This is a genomic window from Paraliomyxa miuraensis (assembly GCF_026337845.1).
Taxonomy (GTDB): domain Bacteria; phylum Myxococcota_A; class Polyangia; order Nannocystales; family Nannocystaceae; genus Paraliomyxa; species Paraliomyxa miuraensis.
This window is the reverse complement of record NZ_JAOVZF010000133.1, coordinates 14,508-30,968: the sequence shown is the minus strand read 5'-3', so window position 1 is coordinate 30,968 and position 16,461 is coordinate 14,508. Positions and strand designations below refer to the sequence as shown.

Annotated in this window: 14 protein-coding genes and 1 pseudogene; all 15 read left to right on the top strand. The window is 67.2% G+C overall.

Features of this window, described 5'->3' with window-relative positions; translation table 11 throughout:
• The first annotated feature begins 138 nt into the window (after positions 1-138).
• Positions 139-483 carry a c-type cytochrome gene (locus tag OEB96_RS04485; protein WP_266214186.1) on the top strand — a complete coding sequence of 115 codons (345 nt, stop codon included), beginning with the start codon at positions 139-141 and terminating at the stop codon, positions 481-483.
• Between the two features lie 296 nt (positions 484-779).
• On the top strand, positions 780-1,376 hold the full coding sequence (locus OEB96_RS04480) for a cytochrome c3 family protein (RefSeq protein ID WP_266214185.1): 597 nt from the start codon (positions 780-782) through the stop codon (positions 1,374-1,376).
• Positions 1,373-4,417, top strand: coding sequence for a Fe-S cluster-containing hydrogenase (locus tag OEB96_RS04475; protein WP_266214184.1), 3,045 nt, complete (start codon positions 1,373-1,375; stop codon positions 4,415-4,417). Before OEB96_RS04480 ends, OEB96_RS04475 begins: the two co-directional genes overlap by 4 nt.
• An 8-nt stretch (positions 4,418-4,425) precedes the next feature.
• Positions 4,426-5,778 (top strand): annotated as a pseudogene (gene nrfD, locus OEB96_RS04470) (NrfD/PsrC family molybdoenzyme membrane anchor subunit); the annotation flags it as partial.
• A 496-nt stretch (positions 5,779-6,274) separates the two neighbouring features.
• The gene (locus tag OEB96_RS04465; RefSeq protein WP_266214183.1) at positions 6,275-6,814 is read left to right on the top strand and encodes a DUF3341 domain-containing protein; all 540 of its coding nucleotides are present in this window, start codon (positions 6,275-6,277) and stop codon (positions 6,812-6,814) included.
• Positions 6,815-6,816: 2 nt separating this feature from the next.
• Positions 6,817-7,503: a c-type cytochrome gene (locus OEB96_RS04460; protein WP_266214182.1), complete on the top strand. Its 687-nt coding sequence runs from the start codon at positions 6,817-6,819 to the stop codon at positions 7,501-7,503.
• 17 nt (positions 7,504-7,520) lie between these two features.
• A complete protein-coding gene (locus OEB96_RS04455; protein WP_266214181.1) occupies positions 7,521-8,735 on the top strand; it encodes a hypothetical protein in 1,215 nt (404 codons plus the stop codon).
• A gap of 25 nt (positions 8,736-8,760) precedes the next feature.
• A complete protein-coding gene (locus OEB96_RS04450; RefSeq protein ID WP_266214180.1) occupies positions 8,761-9,453 on the top strand; it encodes a hypothetical protein in 693 nt (230 codons plus the stop codon).
• Positions 9,454-9,478: 25 nt separating this feature from the next.
• Positions 9,479-10,396, top strand: a complete 918-nt coding sequence (locus OEB96_RS04445) for an SCO family protein (RefSeq protein WP_266214179.1) — start codon at positions 9,479-9,481, stop codon at positions 10,394-10,396.
• A gap of 8 nt (positions 10,397-10,404) precedes the next feature.
• The gene (gene coxB, locus OEB96_RS04440) at positions 10,405-11,481 is read left to right on the top strand and encodes a cytochrome c oxidase subunit II (protein ID WP_266214178.1); all 1,077 of its coding nucleotides are present in this window, start codon (positions 10,405-10,407) and stop codon (positions 11,479-11,481) included.
• 23 nt (positions 11,482-11,504) lie between these two features.
• Positions 11,505-13,202, top strand: a complete 1,698-nt coding sequence (locus OEB96_RS04435; RefSeq protein ID WP_266214177.1) for a cytochrome c oxidase subunit I — start codon at positions 11,505-11,507, stop codon at positions 13,200-13,202.
• A gap of 87 nt (positions 13,203-13,289) precedes the next feature.
• Entirely contained in the window at positions 13,290-13,982 is a 693-nt protein-coding gene (locus OEB96_RS04430) for a cytochrome c oxidase subunit 3 family protein (protein ID WP_266214176.1), read from the top strand.
• Between the two features lie 44 nt (positions 13,983-14,026).
• A complete protein-coding gene (locus OEB96_RS04425; protein ID WP_266214175.1) occupies positions 14,027-14,551 on the top strand; it encodes a cytochrome C oxidase subunit IV family protein in 525 nt (174 codons plus the stop codon).
• A gap of 262 nt (positions 14,552-14,813) precedes the next feature.
• The gene (moaA, locus tag OEB96_RS04420) at positions 14,814-15,896 is read left to right on the top strand and encodes a GTP 3',8-cyclase MoaA (RefSeq protein WP_266214174.1); all 1,083 of its coding nucleotides are present in this window, start codon (positions 14,814-14,816) and stop codon (positions 15,894-15,896) included.
• Between the two features lie 76 nt (positions 15,897-15,972).
• Complete coding sequence (locus OEB96_RS04415) at positions 15,973-16,422, top strand: cytochrome c maturation protein CcmE (protein ID WP_266214173.1); 450 nt, start codon at positions 15,973-15,975, stop codon at positions 16,420-16,422.
• Positions 16,423-16,461: the final 39 nt, after the last annotated feature.

Sequence of the window (16,461 nt, the reverse complement as noted above, 5' to 3'; positions counted from 1 at the left end):
ACCCGTTTCATGTCCCTTCGTTTGCCCTGGTCGATCGTCGGCGGTGCGGGACTCGCGTTCGCGGCTTGTTTGGGCGTGGGGGGATGTGGTGATCCCCCACCTCGCTTCACCGAGCCCATGGTGCTGGGAGGTCGGACGGTGGCTCCCGAGGTCCTGCAGCGCGGAGCCCGAGTGTACGGGCTCTACTGCGTGAGCTGCCATGGAGCGGACGGCTCGGGTCGCGCCAACGCGTCACGGTCGCTGGACCGGCCTCCCCGCGATTTCCGCGAGGCCGCGTTCGAGCACGTGTCGGGTCCCCAGGGATCCCTCCCCACCGATGCCGATCTCGACCTCGTGATTCGACGCGGCATACCAGGGACGGGGATGCCCCCATGGGATGGCATGCCCGACGAGGATCGCCATGCGGTGATCCAATTCCTCAAGACCTTCTCGGCTCGCTGGTCCTCCGAGGTGCCCGCGGGAGGGGAGGCCAGCCCGACATGAGACATCGCGCAACTCGTTTTGGCAGTCCCCACCGGACCGCGGCCTTGGCCGGTCGGGGAGGCCCTCGAGCGCCCGAGGACCTTGCCAATTTTGCGGCCCCCCGATGCGAACGAGGATGCTCGTCGCGCTTGCGGGGCCATGGCGCAATTGCTAGGGTCCGCGCCGCCAACAGCGTGACACACGCGGTGCCCATGGAAGCAACGGGGCCTTGGGCCACAGGGTCCCCCGAGCAAAGGTGAACGACCGTGCCGGCGATCTTTCCTCGTTGGACGAACAACATTCCGATCGCGATTGGCGTGCTCGCTCCCCTCGTTGGGGCGGGACTCGTGTTCGCGGTCGCATACTGGTTCTCTCCCCGCTACACCGACGTGGGCTACCGGCCGGAGCAGCCGGTGCCGTACAGCCACAAGCTGCACGCCGGCGACATGGGGATCGACTGCCGCTACTGCCACAACACGGTGGAGCGCTCCGCTCACGCGGCCATTCCTCCCACGGCGACGTGCATGAACTGCCACGAGCAGGTCAAGACGGAGAGCCTGCGGCTGCGAAAGGTGCGCGAGAGCTACCAGACCGGAGAGCCCATCGAGTGGGTGCGGGTGCATCAGCTCCCCGACTACGCCTACTTCAACCACTCGGCCCACTTGGCCGCCGGGGTCGGCTGCGCGTCGTGCCACGGCCGCGTCGACAAGATGGTCGTGGTGGAGATGGTGCAGCCGCTGTCGATGGGGTGGTGCCTCGACTGTCACCGCAACCCGGAGCCCAACCTCCGGCCCCTCGACCAAGTCACCAACATGAACTGGGACCCCGCTGCCGAGGACTACGATCCCAAGCGTGATCCCGCTCGCACGCGGCAGGTCAACCCACCGCTGCATTGCTCGGGGTGTCACCGATGAGAGACCTCAAGGCATACCGTCACGGTTACTGGCGTAGCCTCGAGCATCGTGCCCTGTCGCACGACGAAGAGGCCGACAGCTGGAAGGAATTCCCGCCTGGCGCCGCAGAGCGTCCCGCCGAGTCCCTGTCCCGTCGAAAGTTCTTCGGGGTCATGGGGGCGTCGGCGGCTCTGGCCGGAGCCACCGCCACCACCGGGTGCATTCGCAAGCCCAAGGAGAACATCCTTCCGTTCAGCGAGCGCCCGGAGGATCTGATTCCGGGCAAGCCCCTCTACTACTCGACCGCGGTCCCCGAGCTCGGCAGCGTGCTGGGGGTGATGGTCGAGAGCCAGGACGGGCGACCGACCAAGATCGAGGGCAATCCCCGGCACCCCGGGTCGCAGGGGGCGGCCAGCGTATTCGCCCAGGCATCGGTGCTCGATCTCTACGATCCCGATCGCACCCGTCTGCCCCTCGAAGGCGAGGAGATCCGCGACTGGACGCAGACCAAGGACGCCGTGTCCTCCCTCGTCGATGGCTTCGTGGCCAAGCAGGGGCAGGGGCTGGCGCTGGTGCTGCGGCAGGTGCTCTCGCCGACCCAGCGCTACCAGCTCGCCCAGCTTCGCCAGCGTCTGCCGCAGGCACGCGTGTTCGTCGACGATCCCATGGCCCCGGCCCACGCGATCTCGGCCTCCGAGATGGTGGGTGGAGCGGGTGCGCGCTCGTTCTACTCGCTGGCCGACGCCAAGGTGGTGTTCGCAGCCGATGCCGACTTCCTGGGGCTCGAGATCGACCACGTTCGCCTCACCCGGGAGTGGTCGCGCACCCGCCGGCTCGAGCGCTCGACCGACGAGATGAGCCGGCTCTACGTCGTGGAGTCCCACCTCACCGGCACCGGCACCATGGCCGACCACCGCCTGCGCATGAAGGCAAGCCATGTGGGTGACGCCCTCATCGGTCTGGCCAAGGCGCTCGAGGGCCAAGTCAGCTGGCCTTCCACTGCACAGGGCGTGGTGGCGGGGCTGCCCGAGCCCAGCCTCGACGAGCCCACCCGGGCCTTCGTGAAGGCGCTGGCCAAGGATCTGGTGGACAACAAGGGCAAGGGCGCCGTCCTCGTGGGCGAGCGCCAGCCGGTGTGGGTCCACGCGCTGGGCAGCCTCATCAACGCCGGCCTGGGCAACAATGGCAACGGGCAGCGCTGGCTGTTCGACCGCGACGCCCAGACGCTCGAGCCGGTCTCGGCGCTGGCGGCCGCCACCGAGATCGAGGCGGTGCTCTGCTTCGACACCAACCCGGCCTTCGACACCCCGGCCTCGCTGGGGCTCGGCGACAAGCTGGCCGGCCTCACCACGGTCCACTTCGGCCTCTACCGCGACGAGACGGGCAAGGTCGCCAAGTGGCACATCCCCGTGTCGCACTGGCTCGAGGCCTGGGGCGATCTGCAGGCCATCGACGGCACCGTGTCGATCCAGCAGCCGCTCATCGCTCCGCTGCACGATACGTGGAGCATCACGGAGTGGCTGGGCCTGGTGGCCAGCGGCTCGATGCTCGATGGCTTCAGCGTGGTCAAGTTCGGCTACGCCGAGCGCCTGGGTGGAGAGTTCTCCGACAAGCGATGGAATCGGTGGGTCCACGACGGCGTGGTGTCCGGCATTCCGCGCGAGCCCGTGTTGCCGGTACTCGACTGGAAGGCCCTGCCCGATGCGGTGGCCCGCGGCCGCCAGCCGGTCGAGGGCATCGAGATCGACCTGCACTGGAGCCCCAAGGTCGGGGACGGCTCGATGGGCAACAACGGCTGGATGCAGGAGCTGCCCCACCCGATCACCAAGCTCACCTGGGACAACGCGGCGCTCCTGAGCGCCGCGACGGCCGCCAAGCAGGGAGTCAGGGACGGCGATCTGCTCACGGTGACGATCGAGGGCCGCAGCCTCACCATTCCCGCCTTCGTGGCTCCGGGGCAGGCCGAGGACACGATCTCGATCAACATCGGCTACGGCCACACCTGGGGCGCGGTCGCCAAGGACGTGGGCTTCGACACCTACCAGATCCACCCGTTGGCCGAGGACGGCTCGCTGGCCTGGTTCGCGGGAGGCTCGGTGGCCAAGGCCGGGGGCAGCCACCTGTTGGTGAGCACCCAGGACTATGGTCGGCTCAAGCCACCGTCCATGATGGGCTTCGACTACCCCGAGCGCCCGATCGTGCTCGAAGCCACCAAGGACGAGTGGACCGAGGATCCCGAGTTCGTCGAGAAGGCGAACCTGATGCCGCCCGAGCGGCTCCACCACCTGTTCGATCCGCCCAAGCTCACGGGCAAGCAGCAGTGGGGCATGAGCATCGACCTCAATGCCTGCACCGGCTGCAATGCCTGTGTGGTGGCGTGCCAGGCCGAGAACAACATCCCGATCGTGGGCAAGAAGCAGGTGTCCAACGGTCGCGAGATGCACTGGATTCGCATCGACCGCTACTTCCGCGGCGACGAGGACAACCCCACCGCAGTCGTGCAGCCGATGGCCTGTCAGCACTGCGAGGCCGCGCCATGCGAGACGGTGTGCCCGGTGGCCGCCACCACGCACAGCCCCGAGGGCCTCAACGACATGGCCTACAACCGCTGCATCGGCACGCGGTACTGCTCGAACAACTGCCCGTACAAGGTGCGGCGCTACAACTTCTTCAACTACAACATCGATCTTCGGCCCGGTTCATTCTGGACCGATGATCCCGACGGGGCCCGACTGCGGCAGCTGCAGAAGAACCCCGACGTCACGATCCGCTTCCGCGGCGTGATGGAGAAGTGCACGTACTGCGTGCAGCGCATCAATCAGGCCAAGATCGAGGCCCACGTGGCCGGCCAGGACAAGGTCGCCGACGGCGTGATCGTGACGGCCTGCCAGCAGACCTGCCCCGCCGAAGCCATCATGTTCGGCGACGTGGCCGACCCCGAGTCGGCGGTGAGCAAGGCCAAGGCCAACAGCCGCGACTACCAGGTGCTGCGCGACCTCAACAACGCACCGCGCACCTCCTACCTCGCGCGCATTCGCAACCCCAACCCGGAGCTGGTGTAGGCGCCGCCATGAGCCACTACATCCCAACCACCCACGAGCACGACATCGACCCCGTCGAGGGGCGGATGGCGCTCGTCCAGGGTCAACCGACGTTTGCCGAGATCACCGAGGCGGTGGCTCGACCCATCGAGATCCCGCACCGGCGCTGGTGGATCGCCTTCATGATCTCGCTCTCGATGCTGGGCGTGCTCGGCATCAGCCTCGCCGTCCTCCTGTGGGAAGGCGTTGGCGTGTGGGGCAACAACATCCCCGTCGGCTGGGGATGGCCCATCGTCAACTTCGTGTTCTGGGTCGGCATCGGCCACGCGGGGACGCTGATCTCCGCGGTGTTGTTCCTGTTCCGGCAGAAGTGGCGCACGTCGATCAACCGGGCCTCCGAGGCGATGACGATCTTCGCGGTCATCTGCGCCTTGCTGTTCCCGACCATCCACGTCGGTCGCGTGTGGGCCATCTACTGGCCGCTGCCGCTGCCCAACCAGATGCAGATGTGGCCGAACTTCCGCAGCCCGCTGCTGTGGGACGTGTTCGCGGTCAGCACCTACTTCACGGTGTCGCTGCTGTTCTGGTACGTGGGCCTGGTCCCCGACATCGCGACCATGCGCGACCGGGCCAAGACCAAGATCAGGCGGATCGCCTACGGCATCTTCGCGCTGGGCTGGCGTGGCTCGCACCGCCACTGGGTGAACTACGAGGCCGCCTACCTGCTGCTGGCCGCCATGGCCACGCCGCTGGTGCTCTCGGTGCACTCGATCGTGTCGTTCGACTTCGCGGTCTCGCAGCTGCCGGGCTGGCACACCACCATCTTCCCGCCCTACTTCGTCGCGGGCGCCATCTTCTCCGGCTTCGGCATGGTGCTGACGCTGATGATCCCGCTGCGGAGCTGGTTCAAGCTCGAGCACATCATCACGGTCAAGCACCTGGAGAACATGGCGAAGGTCATCCTCCTGACGGGTACCCTGGTGGGATACGCGTACGGGATGGAGTTCTTCATCGCCTGGTACTCGGGCAACCCCTACGAGTCGTTCGTGTTCGTGAACCGCGCGTTCGGCGACTACTCGTGGGCGTACTGGACGATGATGAGCTGCAACGTGATCACGCCTCAGCTCATCTGGTTCAAGAAGATCCGCCGGTCCGCCGCCGCGCTGTTCGTGCTGTCGATCTTCGTGAACATCGGCATGTGGTTCGAGCGGTTCGTGATCGTGGCGACGTCGCTGCACCACGACTTCCTGCCCTCGAGCTGGGACTACTTCACGCCCACCCCGTGGGACGTGTCGCTGCTCATCGGCAGCTTCGGTCTGTTCTTCACCCTGTTCTGCCTGTTCCTGCGCTTCTTGCCCGTGATCGCCATCTCGGAGGTCAAGGGCGTGATGCCGCAAGCCAACCCGCACTACACGGCCAAGCCCAAGCGCAAGCGGCACGTGACCAAGAGCGCGGTCGGCGTGGTGGAGTCTCGCGAGGACATCCGCGCCGACGGAGAGGCAGACGAGGAGGTCTCCGAGCGCTCCGTGAGCCAGTCGGTGAAGGTGGTGGTCTCGGGCGGCAGCGACGAATCGGGCGCCAAGGCCCCGGACGCCAAGGGTTCGGGCTCGAACGAGACCGGCTCGGACGAGAAGGCGTCGGGCACCGAGGACTCGGGCACCAAGGCGTCGGACGCCAAGGCGTCGGACGCCAAGGCGTCGGACGCCAAGGCCTCGGACGCCAAGGCGTCGGACGCCAAGGCGTCGGACGCCAAGGCCTCGGACGCCAAGGTCTCGGACGCCGAGGGTTCGGGCTCGGGCGAGACCGGCTCGGACGAGAAGGCGTCGGACACCGAGGGCTCGGACGAGAAGGCTTCCAGCAAGGACGAGGAGAAGGGCGATGGCTAAGCGACCGAAGGTCTACGGCCTGCTGGCCGAGTACGAGACCCCTGGCGAGCTCTACAAGGCTTGCGAGAAGGTCCGCGACGCGGGCTACGGGGCCTGGGATGCCCACACGCCCTTCCCCGTGCACGGCTTGGAGAAGGCGATGGGGCTGCGCCCCTCGGTGGTCCCCTGGATCGTGTGCGTGATGGGCTTCTCCGGGGCCGGTCTGGGGTTCCTGCTCCAGTGGTGGACCTCGGTGGTCGACTATCCGCTGGTGATCTCGGCCAAGCCCTTCAACAGCTACCAGGCGTTCGTGCCGGTGATCTTCGAGCTCGGCATCTTGCTGGGCTCGTTCGGGGCGGTGTTCGGCATGTTCGGCCTCAACCGACTGCCCACGCTCTACCACTCGCTGTTCAACAGCGACCGCTTCAGCCGCGTGACCGACGATCGATTCTTCATCTCGATCGAGGCGCGCGATCCCAAGTACGACCCCGAGCGAACCCGTGAGCTGCTCGAGTCCACGGGGGCGCTCCACGTCGAGGAGGTCGAGGACTAGCCATGGCGTACGCACGACGAGGCCTTCGGGCGCCGAAGGCGGCCGAGCGGGAACAGGCCGCGACAATGGCCCTCCTGCTGTTGGGTCTGGCATTGGCCGGCTGTTGGGGCAACCCCTCCGACGAGCCCCCGGTGCACCTGCAGCAGAACATGGACTTCCAGGAGAGGGGCGAGGCGCAGGAGCGCAACGACTTCTTCGCCGACCATCGCGTGATGCGACCTCCGGTGCCAGAGACGGTGGCGGTTGGCCACCTCAAGGAAGACGACCACATGTGGCGGGGCCGGCTGCCCAACGGGGCGCTCGCCGATGCGCTGCCCGCAGGCCTCGAGCTCGGGCCGGCGCTGCTCGACCGCGGCCAGAAGCGCTACGACATCTACTGCCAGCCCTGCCACGGTGAGATGGGCTACGGCGACGGACCCGCCACTCGCCGCGGCGGTGGCTTTGCGGTCAAGCCCGCCAACTTCCATCAGGACAAGTTCCGGCCAGTGCCGCTGGGCTACTTCTACGACGTGGCCACCAACGGCAAGGGCTCGATGAAGGGCTACAAGTCGCAGATCCCAGTGGAGGACCGCTGGGCCATCGCGGCCTGGGTCCGTACCCTACAGGTTGCCAGCAACGCCGAGCCGAGCGACGTGCCCGAGCAAGCCGCGGCGGCCATGGCCGATCAACGCCCCCGGAGGATCCAGTGAGCGCGCACGATAGTGGCATGCCGAGCCACGACGAGATCCACATTGGCGAGCGCTCCGGCTGGCGCCGTCTTCCCGCCGTCTTCGGCGTGATCGGTGTGGCCGGGCTGGGCCTGGGCTTCCTCATGATGGGGGAGCACAAGGCCGAGTTCTACTTCTCCTACCTGGTCGCCCTGATGTTCTGGATGGCGCTGGGCATGGGCGGTCTGTTCTTCGTGGTCGTGCAGCACGGCACCCGGGCCGGCTGGTCGGTCGTGGTGCGGCGCCTGGCCGAGAACGCCATGCTCACCCTTCCGGTGTGCGGCCTGCTGGCGCTGCCGGTGGTGTTCCTGGGAGCCCACGAGCTCTATCACTGGACCCACCTCGACGACCCGGCGGTGCTGAACGACACCATGCTGGCCGCCAAGCGGGGCTACCTCAACGAGGGCGCCTTCAAGGCGCGGGCGGTCGTCTACGTGGTGGCCTGGGCCGCGCTGGCGGGGCTCTTGTGGACCTGGTCCACCAAGCAGGACACCGCGGCCGACCCGCTCCCGCTGACCCACAAGATGCGGTGGATCGCGCCGATCTCGGTGGCGGTGTTCGCCTTCTCGCTGACCTTCGGGGCGTTCGACTGGTTGATGTCGCTCGACCCGCACTGGTTCTCGACGATCTTCGGCGTCTACTACTTCGCCGGCTGCGTCAGCTTCATCCACGCGTTCCTCTCGCTGGTGGTGATCCTGCTGCACCGCTCCGGCCATCTGCGCGGCGTCGTCACCCCCGAGCACTTCCACGACCTCGGGAAGATGATGTTCGCCTTCACCGTGTTCTGGGCGTACATCGCGTTCTCCCAGTACATGCTGATCTGGTACGCGTCGATTCCCGAAGAGACCCACTGGTTCTCCTACCGTGGTCAGGGGTCGTTCCTCACCCTCAGCCTGGTGCTGGTGTTCGCGCGCTTCGTGCTCCCGTTCCTGGGCCTGATGTCGCGCCGGATCAAGCGCAACCCCAAGACCCTGGCGTTTTGGTCGGTGTGGATCATGGTCGCCGAGTTCATCGACATGACCTGGCTCATCAAGCCGGTGCATGCCGCGGAGCTGGGCGTCTTCGAACTCCACTTCGGGGCCAGCGACATCCTGACGTTCCTGGGCATCGGCGGCATCGTGCTGGCGGTGTTCACGTGGGCGACGTGCAAGAACGCCCTCATCCCCGTCAAGGACCCGCGCCTGCTCGAGTCCATCAACCACGAGAACGCGTGAGCTCGGACGCCTGAAGGACGAAGCCATGAGCGACCACGACAACCAACACGGCCATGGGGACGGTCACGAGGAAGGCCACGGGCACGACCACGGCGCGCACGAGGTCGACAAGATGCCGAGCAGCAGGCTGTTCAACCTGCTCTTCGGACTGTCGGCGCTCACCCTCGTCGCATGCATCGGCGTGGTCCAGCTGTTCTACCGCCAGGTCGACAGCATCCTCGACACCCGCAACGCCAAGGTCTCGTTCCAGCTCGCCGAGTACCGGCAGGAGATGGAGACGCTCGAGAAGGGCTGGGTCGTGGTGGAGATGACCGATGACGACGGTCTGCCCGGCAAGGGCTTGCACGAGGACCGCCGTACTCAGATGCCGCTGGCGGAGGCGCGCAAGCGCGTGCTCGAGCAGTCGGCGACGTACTTCAAGGCTCAGGCCCCGTACCCAGGCTGGCAGAGCCCCGATCCCAATGCGCCCAAGGCCCAGCCGCGCGGCGCCAGGGGTCCGTTGCCGATGGGGCGGATGCCGCAGCGTCCGGTTCGCGTGCCTGGCCAGCCTGGTGCCCCCGGTGGGTTGAGCCCGGAGGAACTGCAGAGGATCCAGCGAGGCCTCGTGCCGCCCACCCAGGCTCCTGCGCCCGCGGCACCGGCCGAGGGCAGGGCACCGGCCGAGCGCAAGGCGCCGGCCGAGGGCAAGGCACCGGCCGAGGGCAAGGCTGCCCCGTAGCCATCCGGAGGAATCCGTCTCTGCCATGCGACCCATCCGTCACCATCTCGCCGCGCTCGGTCTGGCTCTCGCAGCCGGGCTGGGGTGTCGTGCGGCGAGCGCGGCGCCCGACCAGCCGCTGTCGCCCGAGATGCGGGCGATCGAGGTCACCGACCATCGCGGCGAGCGGGTCGACACGGGGCTGCGGTTCGTGGACGAGCGCGGCGAGTCGGTGGCGCTGGCGGACTTCTTCGATGGCGAGCGCCCGGTGGCGCTGACCCTGAACTACTACCGCTGCCGGGTGGTGTGCAGCGTGCAGCTCAATGGTCTCGCCGATGCGCTGGCCGAGGTCGACTGGGAGCCGGGCGAGGACTTTCGACTGGTGACGCTGAGCATCGACCCCCACGAGACTCCGGCCGACGCCCGCAAGAAGCGCGGCTCCATTGCCGACGCCGTGGGCAAGGGCGACGACATCGACTGGGCGTTCCTGACCGGCAGCGAGCTGGAGATCCGCGCGCTCGCATCGCAAGTGGGCATCGCCTACGCATACGACGCCGAGCAGGACCAGTACGCGCACCCCGGCGTGGTCGTGTTCCTCACCCCGGACGGGCGGGTCTCTCGCTACGTCTACGGGCTCACCTACGACCCGCTCGACGTCAAGCTCGGCCTCTACGAGGCGGCCGACGGCAAGATCGGCGGGCCCGTGGAGCAGCTCTACCTGAGCTGCTTCAGCTACGACGCGACCATCGGCCAGTACGGCCCCTTCGCCATGGGCATCATGCGCCTTGGCGGTGGCCTGACCGCGCTGTTGCTCGGCGGCGTGATGTTCTTCCTGTGGCGGCGCGAGCGTCGCCAAGCGACTCTCCGCGAAGGGTCCGTGGTCGCCGTGGGCGACCATGAAGGGCCCGGTCGGACGGACTCCCGGGACGGCGTGGCTGCCCCGGGAAAGGTGGAGGCAGTATGATCCTCAGCATGTTGATGGCCCCCGAAGCGGCTGCAGCGGCCCCGGAAGGTTCGGCTACGGCCGGCCAGGTCCTCGATCCCAGCGTCCATACCCAGGGCGCGAACGCAGTGTGGGAGACGGTCAACCCGTGGGCGACGCTCCCCCAGGCGTCGACGTTCGCCGAGGGGACCGACCTCCTCTATCTGTTCATCGTCGTGCTCTCGCTGTTCTTCTTCGTGCTCATCATGGGCGTGCAGGGGTACTTCATGTGGAAGTACCACCGGAAGTCCGACGACCAGAAGACCAGCTCGATCACCCACAACGGCAAGGTCGAGTTCCTGTGGAGCGCGATCCCGGCCGTGCTGCTGGTGTGGATCTTCGTGTGGGGCGAGGTCGACTTCCTCAAGCAGACGGTGCCGCCGCCCGATGCGGTGCAGGTCCGCGTGACGGGCCGACAGTGGTTTTGGACGGTCGACTATCCCGACTACCCGGGCGTGCAGCTGACCTCCAGCGTCGACGACAACGTGGTGACCCTGGTGGTGCCCAAGGGCAAGCCGGTGCAGCTCACCATGACGTCGGAGGACGTCCTCCACGACTTCTACATCCCCGCGTTCCGCGTCAAGCGCGACGTGGTCCCTGGCCGCTACACCAGCCTCTGGTTCGAGGCCACCCAGGTCGGCGAGTTCAACCTCTACTGCGCCGAGTACTGCGGTGACCAGCACTCCGCGATGATCGGCAAGGTCAAGGTGCTCGAGCCCGAGCTGTTCGGCGAGTACCTCGCGGAGGCCGGCAAGCTCGAGCAGGAGGAGGGCGAGCCGCTAGCCGCGTTCGGCGAGCGCATCTACAAGCGGCGCGGCTGCAACGCATGCCACTCGCTCGACGGCTCGCCCAAGGTGGGCCCGAGCTGGAAGGGCATGTGGGGCAAGCAGGAGACCACCGACAAGGGCACGGTGCTCGTCGACGACAACTACATCAAGGAGTCGGTCGAGGAGCCCAACGCCCAGATCGTGGCGGGCTTCGAGGGGGTCAAGATGCCGAGCTACAAGGGCCAGCTCGACGAGAAGCACTTCGCGGCCCTCATCGAGTTCATCAAGACCCTCGAGTAGCGTCGAGAAGGGCAGGCAAGATCATGGCAGACGACAAGTCCACGCACGACGCCGGCCACGAGCGCGAGCCCAGCTACCTGGTCGCGCAAAAGGGCCTCAAGTCCTGGCTGTTCACCGTCGATCACAAGCGGCTGGGTCTGATGTACCTGGCCACCACCCTGCTGTTCTTCTTCGTGGGCGGCATGGCGGCGATCTTCTTTCGCACCGAGCTATTGACGCCGGGACCGGGGGAGATCAGCGGGGTGCTCACGGCGCTGGGGATGGACCCCACCACCAGCGCCACCACCTACAACAAGCTGTTCACGGTGCACGGGGCGGTGATGGTCTTCCTGGTCATCATCCCCTCGGTGCCGGGCGCGCTGGGCAACTTCCTGCTCCCGCTGATGCTGGGGGCGAAGGACGTGGCGTTCCCGCGCCTGAACCTGCTGTCGTTCTGGGTCTACAGCCTGGGCGCGCTGTTCTTCATCTACACCCTGTTCGCGGGCGGCCTCGACACCGGCTGGACGTTCTACACGCCCTACAGCTCGAACTTCTCGGGCACCGCGGTCATCTCGGCCACGTTCGGGGCGTTCATCCTCGGGTTCTCGTCGATCCTCACCGGCCTGAACTTCATGGTGACGATCCACAAGATGCGGGCCCCGGGCATGACCTGGAACCGCATGCCGCTGTTCTGCTGGTCGATCTACGCCACGGCGGTGATCCAGGTGCTGGCCACCCCGGTGCTCGCCATCACCCTGTTGCTGCTCATCATGGAGCGGACGCTCAACATCGGCATCTTCGACCCGGCGATGGGCGGCGACCCGGTGCTGTTCCAGCACTTCTTCTGGTTCTACAGCCACCCGGCCGTCTACATCATGATCCTGCCGGGCTTCGGGATCATCTCGGAGCTCATCGCGGTCCACAGCCGCAAGCACATCTTCGGCTACAAGGCCATCGCGCTGTCCTCGGTCGCCATCGCGATCATCTCGTTCGTCGTGTGGGGCCACCACATGTTCGTGTCGGGTCAGAGCGAGCTGGCCGGCATCGTGTTCTCGTTCCTCACCTTCGCGGTCGCGGTACCCACGGCGATCAAGGTGTTCTCCTGGGTCGCGACGCTCTACAAGGGCAGCATCCAGTTCAACACCCCGATGCTGTACGGGCTGATGTTCCTGTTCACGTTCACCATCGGTGGTCTCACCGGGGTGTTCCTGGGCACGCTGTCGGTCGACGTGCACCTGCACGACACCTACTTCGTGGTGGCGCACTTCCACTACGTGATGATGGGCGGAACCATCATCGCGTTCGTGGGCGGCCTGCACCACTGGTGGGCGAAGATGACGGGGCGCAACTACGACGAGAAGCAGGCGCGCTGGGCCTCGCTGTTCATCTTCGTCGGCTTCAACATGACCTTCTTCAACCAGTTCGTGCTGGGCCAGCAGGGCATGCCGCGCCGCTACTACACCTACGTGCCGCAGTTCCAGCAGCAGCACGTGCTGTCGACGGTGGGTGCCTACATCCTGCTGGCCGGCTTCCTGTGGATCGCGTTCTACCTGCTGGCGTCGCTGCGCAAGTCGGCCGCGCCCAAGGAGCCGCTGCCCGACAACACCTGGGGCGGTGCCTCGCTCGAGTGGAGCACCCAGACCCCGCCGATCGAGCACAACTTCCATGGGCAGCCGCGGGTCGACTCCGATCCGTACAACTTCCCGCAGATCGACCGCACGGGCGGCATGGACCATCACTAGCCATGCCCCCCGGGCCAGCCATGCCCCCCGCACCCGACTCACCCGCCGCGGGCCTCTTCACCATCTCCACCTAGGGCCGACTCGACCATGAGCCACGACCACGACAGCCCCAAGGCGCATCGCCCCGCAGGCGCGGGTGAGCCCCACGCCTTCATGGCCCACCACTTCAATACGCCCGGTCAGCAGGCCGGCGCGGCGAAGTTCGGCATGTGGGTGTTCCTGGCCACTGAGATCCTGATGTTCAGTGGCCTGTTCCTCGCCTACTTCATCGTGCGCATGCACTACCCCGACATGGTGCTCGCGGCGCACGAGCACCTCAACAAGACCGCGGGTGGCATCAACACGGTGGTGCTCATCACCTCGAGCCTCACCATGGCGCTGGCGGTGCGCGCGGCCCAGGTGGGGGATCAGCCCGCCATCAAGCGCAACCTGCTGCTGACGATCGGCTTCGCGTTCACCTTCATGGTGGTCAAGTACTTCGAGTACACCGCGAAGATCGAGCACGGCATGCTGCCGGGCAAGTTCTACCACGCGTGGGACCACGGCTACTACATCGAGGGCTCGCCCCACATCTTCTTCGCGGTCTACTTCTGCATGACCGGCCTGCACGGGTTCCACGTGCTCATCGGCATCGGCGTGCTGACCTGGATCTACCTGCGTGCGGGCAAGGGCCACTTTGGCCCGAGCTACTACACGCCGGTCGAGAACGTGGGCCTCTACTGGCACCTCGTGGACCTCATCTGGATCTTCCTCTTCCCGCTCCTCTATCTGGTTCGGTGAGCAGGGCCGTTCCGCGAATCGACAGGACCAAGGGGATCAAGACCATGTCCGACGCCAATCACGACGAAGCCGATGCTCGCCTCTTCCTCCACGGCAAGCCCGTCGAGGGCTACGAGGAGTGCCACGAGCACATCTCCCCCATGAAGGCCTACTACGCGGTCTTCGGGGCGCTGCTCGTGCTCACGGGCCTGACCTACGCCGTGTCGTACATGAGCCTGGGGCCCGCGAGCCTACCGGTTGCCATGGTGGTGGCGGTGGCCAAGGCCTCGCTCGTGTGCATGTACTTCATGCACCTCAAGTACGACGATCGCTACCACGTGTTCGTGTTCCTCTCGACCATCATCTTCGTCGGGATCTTCTTCACGTTCACGATCTTCGACCTCAACAGCCGCACGCGGCTCATCGAGGAGCAGGGCACGTTCTTCCGCAACAACTACGACCGCGAGCCGCCGCCGACGCCCGAGCCGGCCGAGGGCCATGGTGAGGGAGCGGCTGGCCACGCGGAGGGCGAGGCCGGGCATGCCGAGCCCGCGGGAGCCCCGAGCGCCGAGGCGCCCCCGGCCCACTGAGCCGGCGGCGAGTCGGGTTCGGTCCCCCCGAGGACCGCACGAACGGGAGCCCGGGTCGAAGGACCTGGGCTTGCTCGTTGATGAGGGCGTGGCGCCGGTGCTTCGAGAGGGGCGCCCCCGAAGGGTGCGCAGTTGCGCGCTGGGCCGAAGGGCGTCGTGTGGCCCCGTGAGCCTCGACGCACGCGGGTGGAGCCGACGGTGCACCGTCACATGCCGTCGCGAGGCACGTGTGGCAAGCTAGGCGACCCGAGAGGACGCACCGTTGCCGCTCGTTCAGCTCCGCCGCCCATCGACCGCATCGCCGGACTCCGAGGTCGCCCTCGGCGGCGCGTTGATGGACCGCCAGTCCCGGACGGTCCGCTACCTCCGGGTCTCGCTGACCGACCGCTGCAATTACCGCTGCACCTACTGCATGCCCGAAGAGGGGCTCGTCTACGGCCCGCGCACGGACGTGCTGTCGCTCGAGGAGGTGGTGCGGGTGTGCGAGGCCTTCGCGCGCTGGGGGGTGACGCGGGTGCGCCTGACCGGCGGCGAGCCGACCCTGCGACGAGGACTGGTGAGCCTGGTGGAGCGCCTGGCCGCGCTGCCCACGGTCGAGCCGGCGAGGCGCCTCGAGGTGGTGATGACCACCAACGGCGAGCGCCTGGCCGAGCTGGCCGAGCCCCTAGCGAGGGCGGGGCTGCGCTCGCTGACGGTGAGCCTGGACAGCCTCGACCCCGAGCGCTTTGGTCGGATCACCCGGCGCGGGACCCTGGAGCGCGTGCTCGGGGGGGTGGAGGCGGCCAGCCGAGCGGGCCTTTGGCCCCTCAAGATCAACACGGTGGCGATTTCGGGCTTCAACGACGACGAGCTGGCCTCGCTGGTGCGCTGGGCGTGGGAGCGCGACGTGGTGCCGCGCTTCATCGAGCTAATGCCGATGGCGTCGGGTGAGCTCTACGTGCCGGGGGAGCTGCTGCCGGCGGCGGAGATCCGCGCCCGCGTGGAGGAAGGCCTCCAGACCGCGCTCGTGCCCGACGAGGGCGAGGGCGTGCGCGGGGCGGGCCCCGCCAGCTACTGGCGTGCGGTGGGGGGCGCCTTCGACGGCCGTCGCCTGGGCACGATCGCTGCGCTCACCGAGAACTTCTGTTCAAGCTGTAACCGGCTTCGCATCTCTGCCACGGGCCAGCTCCACGCCTGCCTCGCGCGCGACGATACCGGTGATCTTCGCTCGGCCCTGAGGTCCCAAGACCCCGATCGACTCGAGCGAGTGGTTCGCGCCGCGCTCGGAACCAAGCGGGACGCGCATGGGTTTAACATCGACGGGACCGGGGGCCCGACCAAGGCCATGGTGAGCATCGGCGGCTGAGGCGGCCAGCCCGAGCCACCGCATGACGACCCCGACGAGACGGGCACGCGGCACACGGACGAAGAGAGGAACGACGATGGCACTCGGAACGGGAACGAAGATCGGCATTGGCGTGGTGCTCGCTGGCGCCATTGCGGTGATGGTGGCCAGCGACCCGGGCGAGGGCGTGCTCGAGTACCTCTACGTCGAGCAGGTCGTGCAGAAGATGGCGAGCGACCCCAAGCACTTCGCCGACCGCACCATCAAGGTGCACGGCACGGTGGTGGAGGGCACGGTCAAGAAGAGCAAGACCACCGGCGACTATCGCTTCACGGTCGAGCACGGCGGCGAGCGCATCGATGTGCACTTCACCAACATCCCGCCCGACACGTTCCAGGAGGGCGGCGAGGTGGTGCTCATCGGCCAGTTCGACGACTCGGGTCAGGTGTTCGAGTCGGACGACATGAACGCCAAGTGCCCCAGCAAGTACGAGAACGAGGCCAAGGCCCCCGGCGGCGCGGCTCCCACCATGCCAAGCAAGTCCTGAGCGCCAAGGCGCCCACCGAAAACCACCGAAAAACAGGGG